This is a genomic window from Providencia sp. 2024EL-00732 (assembly GCF_044006275.1).
Taxonomy (GTDB): Bacteria; Pseudomonadota; Gammaproteobacteria; order Enterobacterales; family Enterobacteriaceae; genus Providencia; species Providencia huashanensis.
Genome location: NZ_JBIPDG010000010.1, coordinates 70,038 through 87,580, shown reverse-complemented (window position 1 = coordinate 87,580; position 17,543 = coordinate 70,038). Strand labels below are relative to the sequence as shown.

At 40.7% G+C, this 17,543-nt stretch carries 14 protein-coding genes; 5 read left to right on the top strand and 9 right to left on the bottom strand.

The window, feature by feature from the left end:
• Nucleotides 1-222: 222 nt before the first annotated feature.
• Nucleotides 223-783 (bottom strand): YtfJ family protein, encoded by a 561-nt coding sequence (locus ACHB7C_RS15400; RefSeq protein ID WP_395347796.1) that lies wholly within the window; start codon nt 781-783, stop codon nt 223-225.
• 299 nt (nt 784-1,082) lie between these two features.
• Here ACHB7C_RS15400 and ACHB7C_RS15395 point away from each other — a divergent pair, with 299 nt between their 5' ends.
• Nucleotides 1,083-1,289, top strand: a complete 207-nt coding sequence (locus tag ACHB7C_RS15395) for a DUF1107 domain-containing protein (protein ID WP_042845777.1) — start codon at nt 1,083-1,085, stop codon at nt 1,287-1,289.
• A gap of 80 nt (nt 1,290-1,369) precedes the next feature.
• On the opposite strand, the gene ACHB7C_RS15390 is transcribed toward ACHB7C_RS15395, so the two are convergent.
• Both ACHB7C_RS15390 and msrA read right to left on the bottom strand, forming a co-directional pair.
• Complete coding sequence (locus ACHB7C_RS15390) at nt 1,370-2,737, bottom strand: hemolysin family protein (protein WP_042845776.1); 1,368 nt, start codon at nt 2,735-2,737, stop codon at nt 1,370-1,372.
• A gap of 311 nt (nt 2,738-3,048) precedes the next feature.
• Nucleotides 3,049-3,690: a peptide-methionine (S)-S-oxide reductase MsrA gene (gene msrA / locus ACHB7C_RS15385; protein ID WP_042845775.1), complete on the bottom strand. Its 642-nt coding sequence runs from the start codon at nt 3,688-3,690 to the stop codon at nt 3,049-3,051.
• A 133-nt stretch (nt 3,691-3,823) separates the two neighbouring features.
• Here msrA and ACHB7C_RS15380 point away from each other — a divergent pair, with 133 nt between their 5' ends.
• The 3 genes from ACHB7C_RS15380 to ACHB7C_RS15370 are packed head-to-tail and all read left to right on the top strand — an operon-like array spanning nt 3,824 to nt 9,690.
• Nucleotides 3,824-5,566 (top strand): autotransporter assembly complex family protein, encoded by a 1,743-nt coding sequence (locus ACHB7C_RS15380; RefSeq protein ID WP_071548697.1) that lies wholly within the window; start codon nt 3,824-3,826, stop codon nt 5,564-5,566.
• Nucleotides 5,563-9,339, top strand: a complete 3,777-nt coding sequence (locus ACHB7C_RS15375; protein ID WP_181468824.1) for a translocation/assembly module TamB domain-containing protein — start codon at nt 5,563-5,565, stop codon at nt 9,337-9,339. The genes ACHB7C_RS15380 and ACHB7C_RS15375 overlap by 4 nt, the downstream gene beginning before the upstream one ends.
• A gap of 3 nt (nt 9,340-9,342) precedes the next feature.
• On the top strand, nt 9,343-9,690 hold the full coding sequence (locus ACHB7C_RS15370) for a gamma-glutamylcyclotransferase (RefSeq protein ID WP_042845772.1): 348 nt from the start codon (nt 9,343-9,345) through the stop codon (nt 9,688-9,690).
• A 94-nt stretch (nt 9,691-9,784) separates the two neighbouring features.
• Here ACHB7C_RS15370 and ppa read toward each other — a convergent pair whose 3' ends face one another.
• Nucleotides 9,785-10,315 (bottom strand): inorganic diphosphatase, encoded by a 531-nt coding sequence (ppa, locus tag ACHB7C_RS15365; protein WP_042845770.1) that lies wholly within the window; start codon nt 10,313-10,315, stop codon nt 9,785-9,787.
• Between the two features lie 211 nt (nt 10,316-10,526).
• On the bottom strand, nt 10,527-11,534 hold the full coding sequence (gene fbp / locus ACHB7C_RS15360; RefSeq protein WP_395347791.1) for a class 1 fructose-bisphosphatase: 1,008 nt from the start codon (nt 11,532-11,534) through the stop codon (nt 10,527-10,529).
• Nucleotides 11,535-11,698: 164 nt separating this feature from the next.
• On the opposite strand from fbp, the gene mpl reads away from it, so the two are divergent.
• The gene (mpl, locus tag ACHB7C_RS15355; RefSeq protein WP_042845766.1) at nt 11,699-13,081 is read left to right on the top strand and encodes a UDP-N-acetylmuramate:L-alanyl-gamma-D-glutamyl-meso-diaminopimelate ligase; all 1,383 of its coding nucleotides are present in this window, start codon (nt 11,699-11,701) and stop codon (nt 13,079-13,081) included.
• 81 nt (nt 13,082-13,162) lie between these two features.
• Here the strand turns inward: mpl and ACHB7C_RS15350 are convergent, their stop codons facing one another.
• The 4 genes from ACHB7C_RS15350 to argR form a co-directional block, all read right to left on the bottom strand.
• Nucleotides 13,163-14,338 (bottom strand): anaerobic sulfatase maturase, encoded by a 1,176-nt coding sequence (locus ACHB7C_RS15350; RefSeq protein ID WP_129466614.1) that lies wholly within the window; start codon nt 14,336-14,338, stop codon nt 13,163-13,165.
• Between the two features lies 1 nt (nt 14,339).
• Nucleotides 14,340-16,064, bottom strand: coding sequence for an arylsulfatase (locus ACHB7C_RS15345; protein WP_071548887.1), 1,725 nt, complete (start codon nt 16,062-16,064; stop codon nt 14,340-14,342).
• 105 nt (nt 16,065-16,169) lie between these two features.
• Nucleotides 16,170-16,583 (bottom strand): DUF6122 family protein, encoded by a 414-nt coding sequence (locus ACHB7C_RS15340; RefSeq protein WP_048605829.1) that lies wholly within the window; start codon nt 16,581-16,583, stop codon nt 16,170-16,172.
• Between the two features lie 83 nt (nt 16,584-16,666).
• Nucleotides 16,667-17,137, bottom strand: coding sequence for a transcriptional regulator ArgR (gene argR / locus ACHB7C_RS15335; RefSeq protein ID WP_042845763.1), 471 nt, complete (start codon nt 17,135-17,137; stop codon nt 16,667-16,669).
• Nucleotides 17,138-17,543 lie beyond the last annotated feature (406 nt).

The window sequence follows — 17,543 nt, the reverse complement described above, 5'->3', positions numbered from 1 at the left end:
ATTGTTTTTATTGGGAAGTTTTTAAAGCAATATGTGTTGGTTAATAAAACTATCAATAAACCATATAATAATGAGTAGTTATTAATGAAATGGTTATAATTATGCATATGGCATATTGAGGAATTTTAGAATAACTGACTATTTTTGTGTTCGCTGTTTTATGATTGCTAATGGGCTTATGTAGTGTGCACTTAAGGGACACTACATAAGATGTATGTCATGTTACTGATTTAAGCTGGAAACAAGTAAACTCATCACTTTTTCAATTTCTTGAGGGGGTAATTCACCATCTTTGAAAAATAATACTTTCCCTTGGTTATTCAATACGATAATTGCGGAGCTTTCAGGTTTTAACCCCCATGCATTTTTGACGACACCGTCACTATCAACAATAAATTGAGAGTAAGGAAACTCTTTTTTACTGTCTTCAACACTATTTTTAACAAATACACCTGTACCGAAAATAGCGTCATCCGCATTCACGATAGTCGTGGTTTGATAGGCATCGTGAGGGAGTTTGGCTTGTTTGATAGCTTCTATTAACGGTGCATTAAGTTCTTTCGCTGAAGAGCGGCCCGCAATATGTTGGATAGTGCGTACCTTGCCAATTAATTGCTGGCTTTTCCATGGCTGATTATCCAGTTTCCCTTCATCGTTTATGATGAGCTCCCCCTTGTCAGATACAGAAACGGCAGGAACTGTTTGGTTTAATTGAATATTAGCAGCAGTGGCGGCGGTTGATATTCCGAGTAAAAAAATCGACACTAAAAGATTTTTAATCATATATACCCCTTAAATTTTGCTTTAGCCTTGTTAGAGAGGTGAACCTAAGTACCAATTCTATAATTGATACTTATAGCATAGCTCATCGGATGAGTTTCAAAAGAGAATTTAACATTTTTTTAAAATTCAGAATAAAGACAAGGTTTGTAAGGATTTAACAGTTATTTGACACTGTCATGTTATGTCAGCAAATTGAATAAAACTGCAATTTTAGAACCAAAATGGAAATTTCTGGTCTATGATTATTGTACGGTATGAGTTATTGAATATCGTAAGAACAAAGGGGAGGCTAAGTTCTAATGAAAATTTTTAACCGTTATAACCCATTTAAGATTGCTCTTTACGTCAAAACGTTATTCCGTGGCAGGCTCTATATTAAGGATTTTGGGGCATTTGAGTTTAATTATGGGAAAATTTTACCACCTAAAGTCAGTGATAAGCGCCATTACAATGTGATGAGTGAGGTTAACAAACAGGTATTATTATTACAGGCGGAGTTAGGGTAGCGTTAATCAAACTTAGGTTTGGTTAACAATAGCGCCACTCAAGGTGGCGCATTGAAATGAAACGGCTTTGCAACTAAATATTAGTGTTCAGTATCTTTGGTTTGTCGTTTTGCATCAGCCGTTTCAGTCGTGTTTTTTCCCGGTTGTACAATTACTGGTGCTGGTATTGCCGTGAGGCGAGTTACCAGTAGTTGGTCGATTTTGTAGTTATCAATATCGACAACTTCAAACTTATAACCCGCATATTTAACGTAATCTGTACGCTTTGGCATCCTTCTTAACCGGTACATCATAAAGCCTGCGATGGTTTCATAGTTGCTAAAGTCAGGGAAATCATCGATATCTAAAATGCGCATGACATCTTCAATAGGGGTTCCCCCTTCAACTAACCAAGAGTTCTCATCACGTACCACAATTTGTTCTTCTTGCCCTGAGCCAACTAAATCGCCCATTAAAGTAATCATCACATCGTTGATAGTAATGATACCCATAACAAGCGCATATTCATTAAGAATAACGGCGAAATCGACAGCATTCGTTTTAAATGCTTCTAGTGTATCTGACAGGGAAAGGGTATCCGGTATCATTAGCGTATTACGAATATGTACACCGTCTTTTAAACTTAGACTTTGCCCATTCAATACGCGATTAAGTAGCTCTTTGGAATCAACGTAACCAATGACATGGTCAATACCTCCAGCACAAACGAGGAATTTAGAATGTGGTTGAGTTGAGATTTTATGTTTAATACTTTCTTCTGATTCGTCTTTATCAAAATAGATAATACTTTCACGTGGTGTCATCGCTGATGGCACAGTACGAGATTCAAGCTCAAAAACATTCTCAATTAATTCATGTTCTTGCTTACGTAATACCCCAGCGACCGCGCCTGCTTCAACGACGGCAAAGATATCATCAGAGGTGATATCTTCATTGCGCGATATAGGTAACTTGAATAGCTTGAAGATGAGGTTGGCAAGGCCATTAAAGAACCAGACAAAAGGGCTGAGAACCACCAAACAAAAGCGCATTGGATTGACAATACGGATGGCGATTGCTTCGGGTTTCACCATGCCAATACGTTTTGGTGTTAAATCCGCCACTAAAATAAATAAACTAGTCACAATGGTAAAAGAAATGATTGAAGCGATTTGTTGTGCCCAGTTAGGGGATAAAAACTGAATAAATACATCATACAATGCAGGTGAAAAAGCTGACTCGCCCACAATACCTGCAAGAATGGCAACGGCATTTAAGCCAATTTGCACGACGGTAAAAAACATACCAGGCATTTCTTGTAATTTGAGTACTCGGGCCGCGTTAATATTCCCTTCGTCTGCCATTAGCTTAAGTTTAATACGGCGGGAAGCCGCCAATGAAATTTCAGACAAAGAAAAGAATGCGCTAATTGCACATAATAAAAGAACGATCAATAAGCTGTTAATCATAGGTTTTCCTGACACCCTTCAACACTAAGATTGATTCATTTTTAATGATCTCAGTAGGTATCATCTCGGGTAGAAAATATATTCAATAAGTAAATATACAGTAGCGCACTATGCGCAAAATAATTGATATGTTCGATGAGTATAGCATCGGGTATATTTATCTGGCTAGATATTCATCATAAATCATGTTGTAGGGCGGTGTTTACTTTATTGCCTGAGCCGTGTACTCGATTATGCTCAGGTAATTTATTATCTATCTACAACATGATTTATCTAGAATGAAAAACAAATTAAAACTAATAATTTATGTTTTAATTATTTAATGAGGGGGGTAAGCAAACACCAATACCCCCTAAGCCACAATAACCATTTGGGTTTTTGTATAAATACTGCTGGTGGTAATCCTCTGCGAAATAGAAGGTTTCCAATGGCGTAATCTCAGTTGTAATCTGACGTACATCATTTTGTGCTTTCATTGCTGCTTGGTATGCTTGCAAGGTCTTCATTGCTTGCTGGTCTTGTTCATCGGAAACCGTATAGATGGCCGAGCGGTATTGGCTGCCAATATCGCCACCTTGGCGCATCCCCTGAGCAGGGTCGTGATTTTCCCAAAATAAGGTTAATAATTGGGTGTAATCGATCGTTTGTGGGTCAAAAACGACCCGGACGGCTTCCGCATGCCCTGTTAGCCCTGAACACACTTCCTCATAGGTTGGGTTTGGTGTTAACCCACCACAATATCCTGCTGAAGTGGAATAAACGCCAGATTGCTGCCAAAATAGACGCTCTACACCCCAGAAGCACCCCATAGCAAAATAAGCGATTTCCATATTCTTAGGAATAATCTCAATCGAATGATGGTTAACCGCATGATATGGTGAGTAAGTTATAGCGGTTGCTCTGCCGGGCAGAGGTTGTGCAATATTTGCAGAGTGAAATTTATTAAATGGCATAATGATTCCTATGTATATTGACCGCACAAAAAAACTAAAAATAGGGATAAAAACTTGTGTATCCGGCTAATTTTACTCAAAATAAATTGATATGAAGTATTTAGTCAATCGAATAACCACCTTAGGAGTAGGCGTGTCGAAATACCCACTAGCTTGTTTTCTCTGCCTAACTGCGGCACTACCAGTGGCACACGCAGCGAACCTTCGCCTTAATATTGAAGGGCTTGAAGGCCAACTTAATCAAAACGTGCGAGTACAACTTTCTAATATATCTCAAGATGAAGTTGTACCCAATGGTCGTTTTCGAGCCCGTGTTGAGAAAGCAATTCAAGAAGGTTTAAAGCCTTTAGGTTATTATCAACCTTCCGTTGAGTTTAGTTATGAAGAAAAAACCCCGCCTGCTCGTTCTGTATTGACTGCTAAAGTAACTCCTGGAGAACCCATTTTATTGAGAGGGGTGACAGTTGAATTACAAGGTGGTGCAAAAACCGACCCTGACTATGAAAAGATGGTTAAAAAATATACACCAAAACTGGGTATTATCCAAAATGATGGTGAATATGAAGATTTCAAAGGTCGTTTTAGCAGCCTAGCTATTCGTAAAGGTTATTTTGATGCAATGATGGAGAAAAGCCAATTAGGTATTTCTCTTGACCACCATGCTGCTTATTGGGATTTTGATTTTAATAGTGGGGAGCGTTATCGCTTTGGCGCCATTTCTTATCAAGGGTCGCAAATTCGTGAAGATTATTTGAATAATCTCGCTCCGTTTAAAAAAGGGGAATATTACACCTCCGAACAACTCGCTGAGTTTAACCGTCGGTTAGCAGAAACTGGCTGGTTCTCTTCTGCGATTGTCACTCCGGACATCGCAAAAGCGCGTGAGGCGGATTCCGATGTGTTACCTATGGAGGGTGTGATGGTCCCCCGCGCCAAAAACTTTATTGAACTTGGTGGCGGTTATGCAACTGATGTCGGCCCGCGCGTTAAAGCGACATGGAATAAACCTTGGGTCAATTCAAGGGGGCAAAGTTTTACATCAAGTATCAGCCTTTCTCAACCAGAGCAATTGATTGACGCTAGTTATAAAATTCCATTAAAAGCCAATCCTTTAGAGCAATACTATGCCGTTCAAGGCGGTTTTAAACGCACCGATTTAAATGATACACAATCAAATACTACGACTTTAAACGTATCTCGTAACTGGGACTACTCTTCCGGTTGGCAATATGGCGTGAATATGCGTTGGATGCTGAGTAACTTTACCCAAGCTGATGTCACTAATACGACAATGCTATTGTATCCAGGGGCTTATGTTAGTCGTATTCGTCAACGTGGTGGTGTGATGCCAAGTTGGGGGGATAGCCAACGTTATTCAATTGATTATTCGAATAAAATTTGGGGTTCAGATATCGACTTTGCTGTATTGCAAGCTAAAAATGTATGGATAAGAACCCCATGGGAGGGGCACCGTTTTGTGGTGCGAGGTAATATAGGTTGGATTGAAACCAATGATTTTGACAAAGTCCCGCCAGACTTGCGTTTCTTCGCTGGTGGTGATGGTAGTGTACGTGGCTATGGATATCAAAAAATCTCCCCAGAAGACAGTAAAGGTAAACTGACAGGGGCATCTAAGCTGGCTGTTGGCTCTGTTGAATACCAATATAATTTCACGGGTAATTGGTGGGGCGCCACTTTTATTGATAGCGGCGAAGCAGTAAATGATATTAAAAAGAGTGATTTTAAAACTGGCGCAGGTATAGGTGTTCGCTGGGTTTCTCCAGTAGGACCGATTAAATTTGACCTTGCAACACCAATCGGTGATTCAAATAACGACAAAATACAATTTTATATCGGTTTGGGGACTGAATTATGAGGTGGTTGAAATGGCTAAAATGGATAAGTCTTTCCATTTTATTAATTCTAGTTCTTATTATTGCGGCATTAAGTTGGGTAATTGGCACCCAATCCGGTCTTCATTTTGCTTTAAATTCAGCGACTCGCTTTGTTCCTGAATTAACGATTGATAAAATAGATGGTGATATCAGTAATTTAACGTTGACTGGCGTGAAGTATCAAATGCCAGGCATTGATGTTAATGCAGGGGAATTACATTTAGCATTACGCCTAGGCTGCCTGAAAAGCCGTGAATTATGTATTGATAACCTTAGCACTGATAATGTAATGGTAAATGTTGATACGGCGCAGTTACCGCCATCAGAAGAAGCACCTGCTTCAGAGCCACTAACTGAACTCAAAGCACCGCTAACCATTCGTTTAAACCAGCTTTCGTTAGTTTCAACTCACGTCAATGTTGATGGTATGGATATTGATTTAGCTAAATTTACCACAGGGGTAACGTGGGAAGATAAAGCTATCACAATTATTCCGACAGATATTATTGACTTGGCAATTCATTTACCTGAAACGCAACAAGATCAGGCGACGGAAGACAAACAACCCGACCCTGTGCCGATTAACGAGCAAAAATCGTTAGCAGATGAACTAAAAGAATTGTTCTCAAAACCGCTACTGGCTGAATTACCTGAAATAATTTTACCTGTTAATTTAAATGTTGAGGGGATTAATGCATCGAACTTTCAATTAACTGGTGGGGCTGACGTTAAGATTAACCAATTACATCTTAGCTTGTCTAATGAGGGGCAGCAGGTACTGGTTAAACAGTTAAAAGTTGATGCGCCACAAGGTAATGTGGCTTTATCTGGAACAGCAATGTTGAAAGATAAGTGGCCAGTATCTTTATCAATATTGGGAGAGAGCCGTTTAGAGGATTTAGATGGGCAAAAAATAGATTTGTCTTTAAAGGGCGGCTTAATTGATGAACTAAAATTGGCATTGAATCTGCAAGGCCCAATTAATGCGACGTTAGATGCAGAAACTGACTTATCACAAGCGGATTTGCCAATTTTATTAACACTAAAAAGCGATAAGCTGACATGGCCTTTAGTCGGTGATGCACAGTACCAGTTAGATGGCACACGCCTACGTTTAAATGGCCGCCCATCCGCTTATGATATGTCTTTGCGTTCTGCTATTACTGGGCAAGATCTTCCTCCATCAACCTTACTCTTAGACGCCAAAGGTAATGAAGAGCAAATTAACCTTACGCGTTTACGCTTATCCGCTTTACAAGGGAATGCGGACATCACAGGGGTGGCTGACTGGAGTAAAGCAATCAGTTGGAATGCGGTGCTAACCTTGTCAGGTATCAATACCGCTAAACAATATCCCGAGTGGCCAGCGAAGGTTGACGGTAAAATTGTTACGCGCGGTAGCCTATACGGTGGGAGCTGGCAATTGCAAGTCCCTGAAATTATGCTGGATGGTAATGTAAAAAATAACTTACTGAAAGCGCGTGGGCAGGCAAAAGGCAATGCAGCCGGTCAGTGGGACATCCCTAATTTTAATTTAGCACTAGGCAAAAATAATATTGATGTAAAAGGGACGCTTGCTGATAAATGGAATCTTGATGCAAAAATTAACGCACCTGGGCTTAATGGTCTACTACCCGGTTTAGGGGGGGTGATTGTTGGTGATGTGAAATTACGGGGTAATTTGCAAACGCCAGAAGCGTTAATTGACTTAACCGCTCGCGGTGTGAAATGGCAAAATGATCTCGCTATTGATAACGTGGTTATTAAGGGTAATGTTGCTACTGGTGAGCAGATAAAAGGCGATTTATCCGTTGTCTTACGCCAATTAAAGCAAGGTGATATGGTCATTAGTAACCTGAATCTTGACGCGAAAGGTAGTGAAAAGCAGCATACACTGAAGCTGAATGTTAAAGGTGAACCTGTCTCAGGGCAGTTATCACTCGCAGGGAGCTTTGACCGCCAAACAGAAGTGTGGAAAGGTAACCTGACCAATACGTTATTTGATACTGTTGTCGGTGAGTGGCGCTTGAATCAAGCCATGTCACTTAATTACGCTAATCAAACGCAAGAAGTGACAATTGGTCGTCATTGCTGGGTAAATCCAGATGCGCGTTTATGTGTGCCAAAACCAATTAAAGCAGGTAAAAGCGGCAGTGCTGACATTGTATTAGAACGCTTTGACTTAGCAATGATTAAACCGTTTATGCCTAAAGATACACGTGTTAGTGGTGTCTTTAGTGGCAAAGCAAACGCTATTTGGAAAGACGATGGCAGTATGCCGCAAGTGAAGTTAGATTTACGTGGCAATGACGTTAAAGCAACACAGTTTGTTGAAGGGACGCGCTTACCTATCGCATTTGATACCTTAACGTTAAGTGCAGGGCTCAAAAATGGTAAGGCAGACGTTAATTGGTTGTTTGGTTTGCAGAATAACGGCCAGATGCGCGGCAATATTCAAATTTCAGATATTGAAAAACGCCGTCTGTTAGCGGGTAATGTAGAAATCAATTCGATTACTTTAGATTTAATTAAACCGCTGCTTGGTCAAAAAGAAGTGGCTAATGGCCGCTTGAGTGCCAATTTACGGCTAGGGGGCTCAGCAAATAACCCATTATTAAATGGTAATTTATCGCTTTCTAGCTTAGAAGTTCGCTCAGCGATGATCCCATTTGATATTAAAAGTGGTCATTTAGGTATTAATTTTAATGGCACTAGCTCTGTGATGAATGGGCAAATCAATACACCGGAAGGTTATTTGAATATCGATGGTGATGCTGATTGGCGTAACATTGATGCGTGGCGAGCTAAAATAATGGCGCGTGGTAATAACTTACGGGTTTCTCTGCCACCAATGATTAAGATTGATGTACAGCCGGATATTGTGTTTGATGCATCGCCATCCTTATTAACCTTGAATGGTTCTGTGACAATCCCTTGGGCAAGAATTACTGTTCAGGAATTACCTGAATCTGCGGTTAGCGCATCATCTGATGTGGTTATGCTAGATAGTGATTTAAAACCAATAGAAGAAAAAGCGCCATCAATCCCAATTCAAACCAATCTAGATATTAAAATTGGTAATGATGTTCGGTTAGATGCGTTTGGTTTGAAAGCTCGTTTGACTGGCTTGTTGAAAGTGATTCAAAATAAGCATGGCCTCAGTTTGAATGGTCAAGTTGATATTCCTGCAGGGCGTTTCCGCGCTTATGGGCAAGACTTAATCGTCCGCAAAGGCCAAATACAGTTCTCTGGCCCTGCCGATCAGCCATTCTTAAATTTAGAAGCTATCCGTAACCCAGATAACACTGCTGATGATGTTATTGCGGGTGTTAAGGTAACAGGGCTTGCAGATAAGCCGAAGGTAGAAATATTCTCTGAACCTGCCAAAACGCAACAAGAAGCACTCTCTTATCTGTTAAGAGGGGAAGGGTTAGATAGTGGTGATGCAAATGGTTCACAAATGACATCAATGCTTATTGGCCTTGGTGTTGCACAAAGTGGGCAATTAGTTGGCAAGATTGGTGAAACATTTGGGGTATCTGATTTGGCTGTTGATACCCAAGGTGTGGGGGATAGCTCCCAAGTTGTGGTGAGTGGTAAGATCACTAATGATTTACAAGTGAAGTATGGTGTTGGTATCTTTGACTCATTGGCGACGTTAACGTTACGTTATCGATTGATGCCAAAACTGTATTTAGAAGCGGTGTCTGGTGTTAACCAGGCCTTGGATCTCCTTTACCAATTTGAGTTTTAGATTATGCGTGTAATTGTTTATGGCAGCTTAAGGCAAAAGCAAGGTAATCATCACTGGATGACTTATGCTCAACTGTTAGGGGAGCATAAGCTAGAAGGCTATGAACTGTATGATCTTGGGTTTTATCCTGCGGTGGTTAAGGGGGATGGGGTGATAGAGTGCGAGGTATATCGCATTAACCCATCTATCTTAACGGAGCTAGATGAGCTAAAGAAAAACTCCCAAGATTATGCGAGGGAGCTAATTTCGACGCCATATGGCAATGCTTGGATTTATCTATATAAACATTCTGTTGATGGTCTGCGCCGCATAAAAAGTGGTGACTGGCTTAAACGTAATGAAGAAGAATAAACGTTTAGCCATTTAGGCTTTGTAGTTTGTTAATAAAATAAAAAAGCTCTGGTATTTACCAGAGCTTTTAACAATCAATGACCCTAAGGGAAAATTATTTTTTTGCAGCGCGTTCGAAAGAAGAAATAATTTCTGCTTTAGCGGCTTCTACGTTATCCCAACCGTCAACTTTAACCCATTTACCTTTTTCTAAATCTTTGTAGTGTTCAAAGAAATGGGTAATTTGTGCTTTCAGTAGTTCAGGGATATCGTTCACATCTTTAATGTGGTCGTATTCTTTGCTTAATTTAGTGTGTGGAACAGCAACTAATTTAGCGTCTTCACCTGATTCGTCAGTCATTTTTAAAACCCCAACTGGGCGACAACGAATAACTGAACCCGGCTGTAATGGGTATGGAGTAGGGACTAACACATCAACTGGGTCGCCATCTAAAGACAGAGTATTGTTGATGTAACCGTAGTTGCATGGATAGAACATTGCTGTTGACATAAAACGGTCTACAAACAGCGCGCCAGATTCTTTATCAACTTCATATTTGATAGGGTCTGCGTTAGCTGGAATTTCGATGATAACGTAGATATCTTCTGGCAGATCTTTACCTGCCGGTACATTGTTCAGGCCCATTTAAGTGTATCCTTTGTGTGAATAATGAATTTACCTGCTGACTTTTAAGCTGCTGGTGGAAACGGTATTAATGACTTATTTCCATGCAAGTTAAATCTCAGGGTAGATAACGTGGGGACATTATAGCCGTAAAAGGGGGAAAAACTCACTAGTTGGAGAAAAAAAGGGGCAAAAAAGGCGGGAAGCCCCGCCTATTAGCTAGTTATATGAATTATTCGGTGTCAGGGAACTCACGCATGAATGATTCTGCTTTCTCCACCATTGACTCTGTTCCTACGAAGAAAGGAGCACGTTGGTGTAATTCACTAGGGATAATATCCAGGATGCGGTTAGCGCCATCGCTTGCTTTACCGCCGGCTTGTTCAGCTAAGAATGCAATAGGGTTGCACTCATACAGAAGACGCAGTTTACCATTTGGATGGCTTGCTGTACTTGGGTAAATATAAATCCCCCCTTTAAGCAAGTTACGGTGGAAGTCTGCGACTAAAGAGCCAATATAGCGGGTGGTATAAGGACGGTTTGTCGCTTTATCTTCTTCTTGGCAGTATTTAATGTACTTTTTAACACCTATTGGGAACTTGATGTAGTTACCTTCGTTGATAGAGTACATTTTACCTTCTGATGGGAACATGACTTTCTCATGAGAAAGGCAGAAAACACCTAAAGAAGGATCGTAGGTAAATGCATGGACGCCAACGCCAGTGGTGTATACCAACATAGTAGAAGAACCGTAAACAACATAACCGGCAGCAACTTGGCGATGACCTGGCTGTAGAAAATCCGCTTCAGTAACTGGTTGCCCAATTGGTGTAATACGGTGATAAATTGAGAAAATTGTCCCAACGGAAACGTTTACATCGATATTTGAAGAACCATCTAATGGGTCCATTAAAACGACATACTTTGCGTTTTCAGCACGATCTCCTTCGAAAATGACAATTTCGTCTTCTTCTTCAGAGGCGATACCGGCAACTTCTCCGCGGGCTTTTAAAGCCGCTTTCAGTTTTTCGTTTGCATACAGGTCTAGCTTCATCTGGACTTCGCCTTGAATATTCGAAACACCATTGGTGCCAAGAATATCTACCAGCCCAGCCTTGTTAATATCACGATGGATAATTTTAGCGCCCAGTTTGATTGCTGATAGTAATGATGTCAGCTCACCTGTTGCATGAGGAAAATCTTGTTGCTTTTCGACGATGAATTCGCCTAATGTTTTCATGACGAAGGTCCTGAATAAAATTGACAAAGGTTTTGCGGGGTATTGTACCCTCGCGCGCAGAGAGTTTAACTAAATAAAAAAAAGATTAATAGGTTAATGCATTTATAAACCTGCTATTGATGGGTAGAATAGTGACAAACCTCATGCTAATTGGATGAAAAAGAATGCACATACATATTTTAGGTATATGCGGTACCTTTATGGGTAGCTTAGCAATATTGGCTCGTTCTCTAGGCCATAAAGTCACGGGCTCTGATGCAAATGTGTATCCACCAATGAGCACTTTGCTTGAAAATCAAGGCATTGAACTCATTCAAGGTTATGACCCTTCACAACTCGACCCAGTACCGGATATGGTGGTTATTGGTAACGCCATGACGCGTGGTAACCCTTGTGTTGAAGCTGTATTAGAAAGAGGCTTACCTTACACTTCAGGTCCTCAGTGGCTACATGACCATGTATTACCAGAACGCTGGGTGCTCGCGGTGGCAGGGACGCATGGAAAAACCACTACCGCGGGTATGTTAGCGTGGGTGTTAGAAGATTGTGGTTATAAGCCTGGTTTCCTAATTGGTGGTGTCCCCGGTAACTTTGATGTGTCGGCAAAAATAGGGGAAAGCCCATTTTTTGTTATTGAGGCAGATGAATATGATTGTGCATTTTTTGATAAGCGTTCTAAATTTGTTCATTACAGCCCGAGAACGTTAGTCCTGAATAACCTTGAATTTGACCATGCGGATATTTTCGAAAGCCTTGAGGCGATACAAAAGCAATTCCACCATCTGGTTCGTATCGTTCCAGCCAGCGGCAAAATTTTCACACCAGATAATGACAATCACTTAAAACAAGTCATTGGTATGGGCTGTTGGAGTGAACAGGAGCTTGTTGGTGGTGAGCATGGTGAGTGGCAGGCAGTAAAATTGAATCATGATGGTAGCCATTTCGAGGTTTACTATCAACAAGAGAAAGTGGGTGAAGTCACTTGGTCACAAGTGGGCAATCACAATATTCAAAATGCATTGATGGCGATAGCCGCAGCACATCATGTCGGCGTCCCCGCCAAGGAAGCTTGCCTTGCTTTGGATAAGTTTATCAATGCACGTCGGCGGTTAGAGCTGCGTGGTGTTGAGAATGGTGTGAGTGTTTATGATGATTTTGCTCATCACCCAACCGCTATCTTGGCAACATTAGAAGCATTACGTAGCAAAGTGGGGGGGACTTCACGCATTATCGCCGTACTCGAACCTCGTTCGAACACCATGAAAATGGGGATTAACAAAAATGATATTGCGCCAGCCTTGGGCCGTGCAGATGAAGTCTTTTTATTCCAACCTGCTAATATTCCGTGGATGGTAACGGATATTGCAGAGAAATGCGTGCAACCTGCTCGTTGGAGCGCTGATATTGACGCTTTGACAAATATGGTCATTGAGACGGCTCAACCTGGCGACTATATTCTCGTGATGAGCAATGGCGGGTTTGGTGGCATTCATGGCAAATTGCTTGCGGGTTTAAAGGCGAAAGCCGAAATAGAATTAGATGAGTAATGGTTTAAACCGTATTTATCTGTAAATAAGCCCCCTATCATAGTTTGTGAGATAGGGGCTTTTGGTTAATACTAACGTTCGTTAAAACCCTATTTCTTGCCGCCATTGTTGAACGCCTCGCATACTACGTTCATATTTCCTCAGCGGTGTCATAACAGTATTAAAAAACTGAAAATAGCCTTCACATAACTTATTTTTCCCCATCGAATTGATATGCGCTGGGCATCCGCCTTGGCAAACCGCTTTTACCGTACAAGATTGGCATTCTCTGCGGGTGCTTTTATTTTGCCCAAAAGGTAGCTCTATAGAATTGAGGACGAGTTCACTCAAAGGTGTTTGTTCTAAGATGTTGCCAATGTGATGGCTACTATTGATTTGGTGGTCGCAGGCAAATATTTGCCCTTGAGCTTCCATGACCAAGTTAGTACCACAGCGTTCTGAGTGGACACAAGTCTGGCTAACATGGGTAAAATACTGGCTGTAAACGTGCTCAATGTTCATCACATGTACATTTCCAACGTGGCGTTGAGATTTCCAGTGTAAATAGATATCAGTTAAAAATTTTCCCCAATTATGAGCCGTCAATGTAAATTGATGTTCAAGCGCACTACCTTCGGTCATTAATGGTTGGAATTGAATAAATTTTACACCAAGCTGAATAAAGTGCTCATAGATGGTTTGTGCTTGATTGGCTACGGCATCATGTACAACCGTCAAGATGTTGAATTCAATATCAAACTCTTGTAGAAGCCTTATGCCCTTTAGGACGGCGTTGTAACTACCTTGCTGGCCTTTTTTGTCTAAACGATAGCGGTCATGTATTTCTTTTGGTCCATCTAAACTCACACCAATAATAAAATTATGCTGCTTTAAAAAGCGGCACCATGCAGGGGTGAGCAAGGTACCATTGGTTTGTAGACTATTAGAGATTTTCACATGCTTTGGTGCATATTTTTGCTGCAAATCAATGGCCTTTTTATAAAAATCTAACCCAGCAAGTAGGGGCTCTCCACCTTGCCACACAAAATTAATTTCTTTGCTGTAGGTTGGTTGAGAAGCAATATAATTACGGATAAAAGGTTCTAACATCTCTTTTATCATGGGTTTAGGTCTAGGTAATTGGTCTTCTGGATAATAACAATAATCACATTTCAGGTTACAACCCGCCCCAACAGGTTTAAGCAAAATATGAAAAGGGACAACCGCCCTTGTGGGCGGTGAAAACGAAGAAAGGCTATCATAAAAGGCGATTTTCATATTATTCCCCTGATTGATTCACTGAGGGAATAATACGTTTATGCGTTTTGGGGTCGATACCAATATAGTTACCTGTTTTTTCATCATAACCAATATAATCAATGGCTTCTCCTTTGGCTTCAATCACCATGCCAGTTTTAGCAAATTGTTCATATTGCTGACGAAGTTTCTCAAGGATCTTCGGATGTTGTGTTGCAACGTTTTGCGTTTCTAGCGGATCATTTTTTAAATTAAACAACTCCCATGGCGCCATTTCTGCTTTTGCCGAGTTTGGAACAAGGCGGCGTAGTTTCCAATCACCTTCAACCAAGGCTGCCTGATTATGTAATTCCATGGCAAATGAATAGCGGGTTTTAACGGGGATATCTTGGGTAAAATGTTGTTTAAAGCTAACTCCTCTAATGGGGACTGGGTTGATATTTTTAATTTTTTTATTGGGGTCAATATTGGCAAATTCATATAAGGTTGGCGCGATGTCATAAACGGCCATAGGGGTATTATCAATACTACCCGCTTTATGGATACCAAGGCCTTTGATAATGAAATTGGTATTAATGCCACCCTGTGCGCTAGTAGTTTTATGGTAATTGGCATACGGAGCATTGCTAACATTAGCCCAATGAGGGCCTGCTGAAATAAATGAATTTTTACGACCTAAGTTTTCGTAGCTATTATCAAATTGCGTCCAAAATGCAGGGTCGCCCTCGTAATAAAAGCCTTGAGCAGGGTTAGCTCCATTATCAGTGGCAAAAATAATGATGGTGTTTTTATCTCGCCCAGTTTCTTTTAGCGTCTGGAATACATTGCCAATTTGCTCATCCATATTAGCTATCATGGCGGCGTAGACTTGCATGGTTTTAGCGGCATAGCGTTTTTCTTCGGGGGTGAGTTGTTCCCATTCTTTATCTAAATCAAGGTGAGGCATCGGCGTTTTATCTGTAATAATCCCGATTTCTTTTAATCGGTTGATTCTCTGCCGGTAAATTTTCCCATAGCCTTCATCATATTGACCGTCAAAACGCTGGGTCCAGTCATCTGGTGCTTGTAGGGGGTCATGGGGAGCCGTGAAGGCTAAATAAGCAAAAATGGGCTGTTCACTGGGTGTTTCTTTGATCCATTTTTCAAGTTGTTGTGCATAAGCTTCGCTGGAGTAAAAATTCGCAGGTAAAGCGGTTTTCTTACCATTTAACGTGTAATAGGTATGGAAACTTTCAACGGTACCAAGAGGAACTGCATCATCAAAATGGCTAGTGCCACCTCCCATAAAGGCAAAAGCTTGGTTAAAACCCCTATCGGTTGGCTTGGAGCCAGAACTGTAGCCTAAGTGCCATTTCCCTGACATCAGTGTGTTATAGCCAGCATCTTGGAAACGCTCGGCCATGGTAACAACGCGATCAGTTAGCCGTAATTCATAGCCTGGTTCACCGACTGTATTTTCGTACCACCACATTCCACCGATACCAGCTTGCTGATTGGTGGCGCCAGTGAGTAGCATGGAGCGTGCAGGTGCAGACATCGGTGAGGTGTAATACTGGCTCATTCTGACACCTTGTTCTGCCATTGTTTGTAAATTAGGTGTCGGGATCTCACCGCCAAAAGGACTGATATCGGAATACCCCATATCGTCGGCGATAATGATTAAAATATTAGGTTTTTCAAGGGGGGCGCTGTAAGCAAAGTTTGATATTGCACTGCTTAATGCAACGGCTAATAGTGTTTTTTTGATCATTCCACGGCCTCAATTGTTAATAAATTGTTTCATTAACATTAGATATTGTTGCTATGGATGACTATCGTTCTTTGGAATTATATCTATGGTATAAATGAAAGCTTAATTAACACTCAAGGAAGGCATAGAAATAGGGCATTGTGTGACAGCTAAGCTCAACGTGATTGGGGCATTCATTTCTTTTTTGAGACTGCCCATATAACAATCTAATGAATCTGTAAAAAGATGGAATAAGCAACCTACAGCGACAGCCTTGAGCTTCCATGAAGGCATAAATAATAACACCACATAAGCAATAGCAGCCCAAAGGGAATGAAGAGGATGAAAGCCAATACCGCAACGCTCAGGGTCGAAAATTGGATCTGCTAATAGGTGGTCTAAATCGATAGCCATAGTCGCTATCATGATTAACGCTGCGATCTTCCAATTTTTTCGCCAAAATAAATAAGCAAATAGAATTGGCATCAAAAAATGGAAACCATAATGTACGAGGTTACGGAAAATGTCGAATAACACAGCGAAGTCCCAAAGCAGTTAGGGGGCAGAAAAAACAGAGGGAAATAAGACTTCCCTCTTGATATCAATGAATATCGATAAAATTATAATTCTTGTTCAAACAACGCTAAGATAGCTTCATACAGTTCTTGCGTTGTGAAGTTATTTGCAGGCGTAGAGAAAATCGTGTCATCTCCCGCGATACTGCCTAAAATCCCCTCCGCTTTCCCCAAAGAGTCTAGTAAACGTGCAATAAGTTGTGCGGCACCTGGGCTAGTTCTAATGACGACAACTGAAGGGTTATAGTCAATATCCAACACCAAATTTTTGAGAGGGCTGGTAGCAGTAGGAACACCGGGCTCTGTCGGTAGGCAATACACCATTTCCATTTTTGCATTACGGGTGCGAACCGCACCAAATTTTGTCAGCATTCTGGAAATTTTTGATTGATTGATGTTTTCGAAGCCTTCTTCTTGGAGAGCTGTGACAATTTCAGCTTGTGAGCTGAATTTCTCTTCTTTCAATAGGGCTTTAAAAGCCTTAACCAAGTCTTCTTGTTTAGACGGAGTGCGCATAATTAACCCATTCTTCGGCATTAAACTGAGTTGTATTATCCGTAAAAGTGCATTTTTATGCAACAAAATTGCGTTATGATGATTTTATAAACAGTATTCAATGTGCCCTTGAGTTAAAGAGCCATGGAGAGGTTAATGATAAACATTAATTTATCTTGTTTGCCCATAGTTAAGCGTCAGCATAATAGGCTAATGAACTTACGCAATAAATATTGTAAAATTGTTGTTAATAAAAATGATTTTGTTTGAATAATAAACAGTAAAAACAACTTATTGTGCGAAAATCAATAGTAAGAAAAACTATTTGTTAAAAAAGTGCCCGTTATCTCATTAACAGATAAGGAATTTGTTTAGAATACTGGCAATTAGTAGACAAGTTCTCTAGCGTTAAACTCTCTCTCTATCT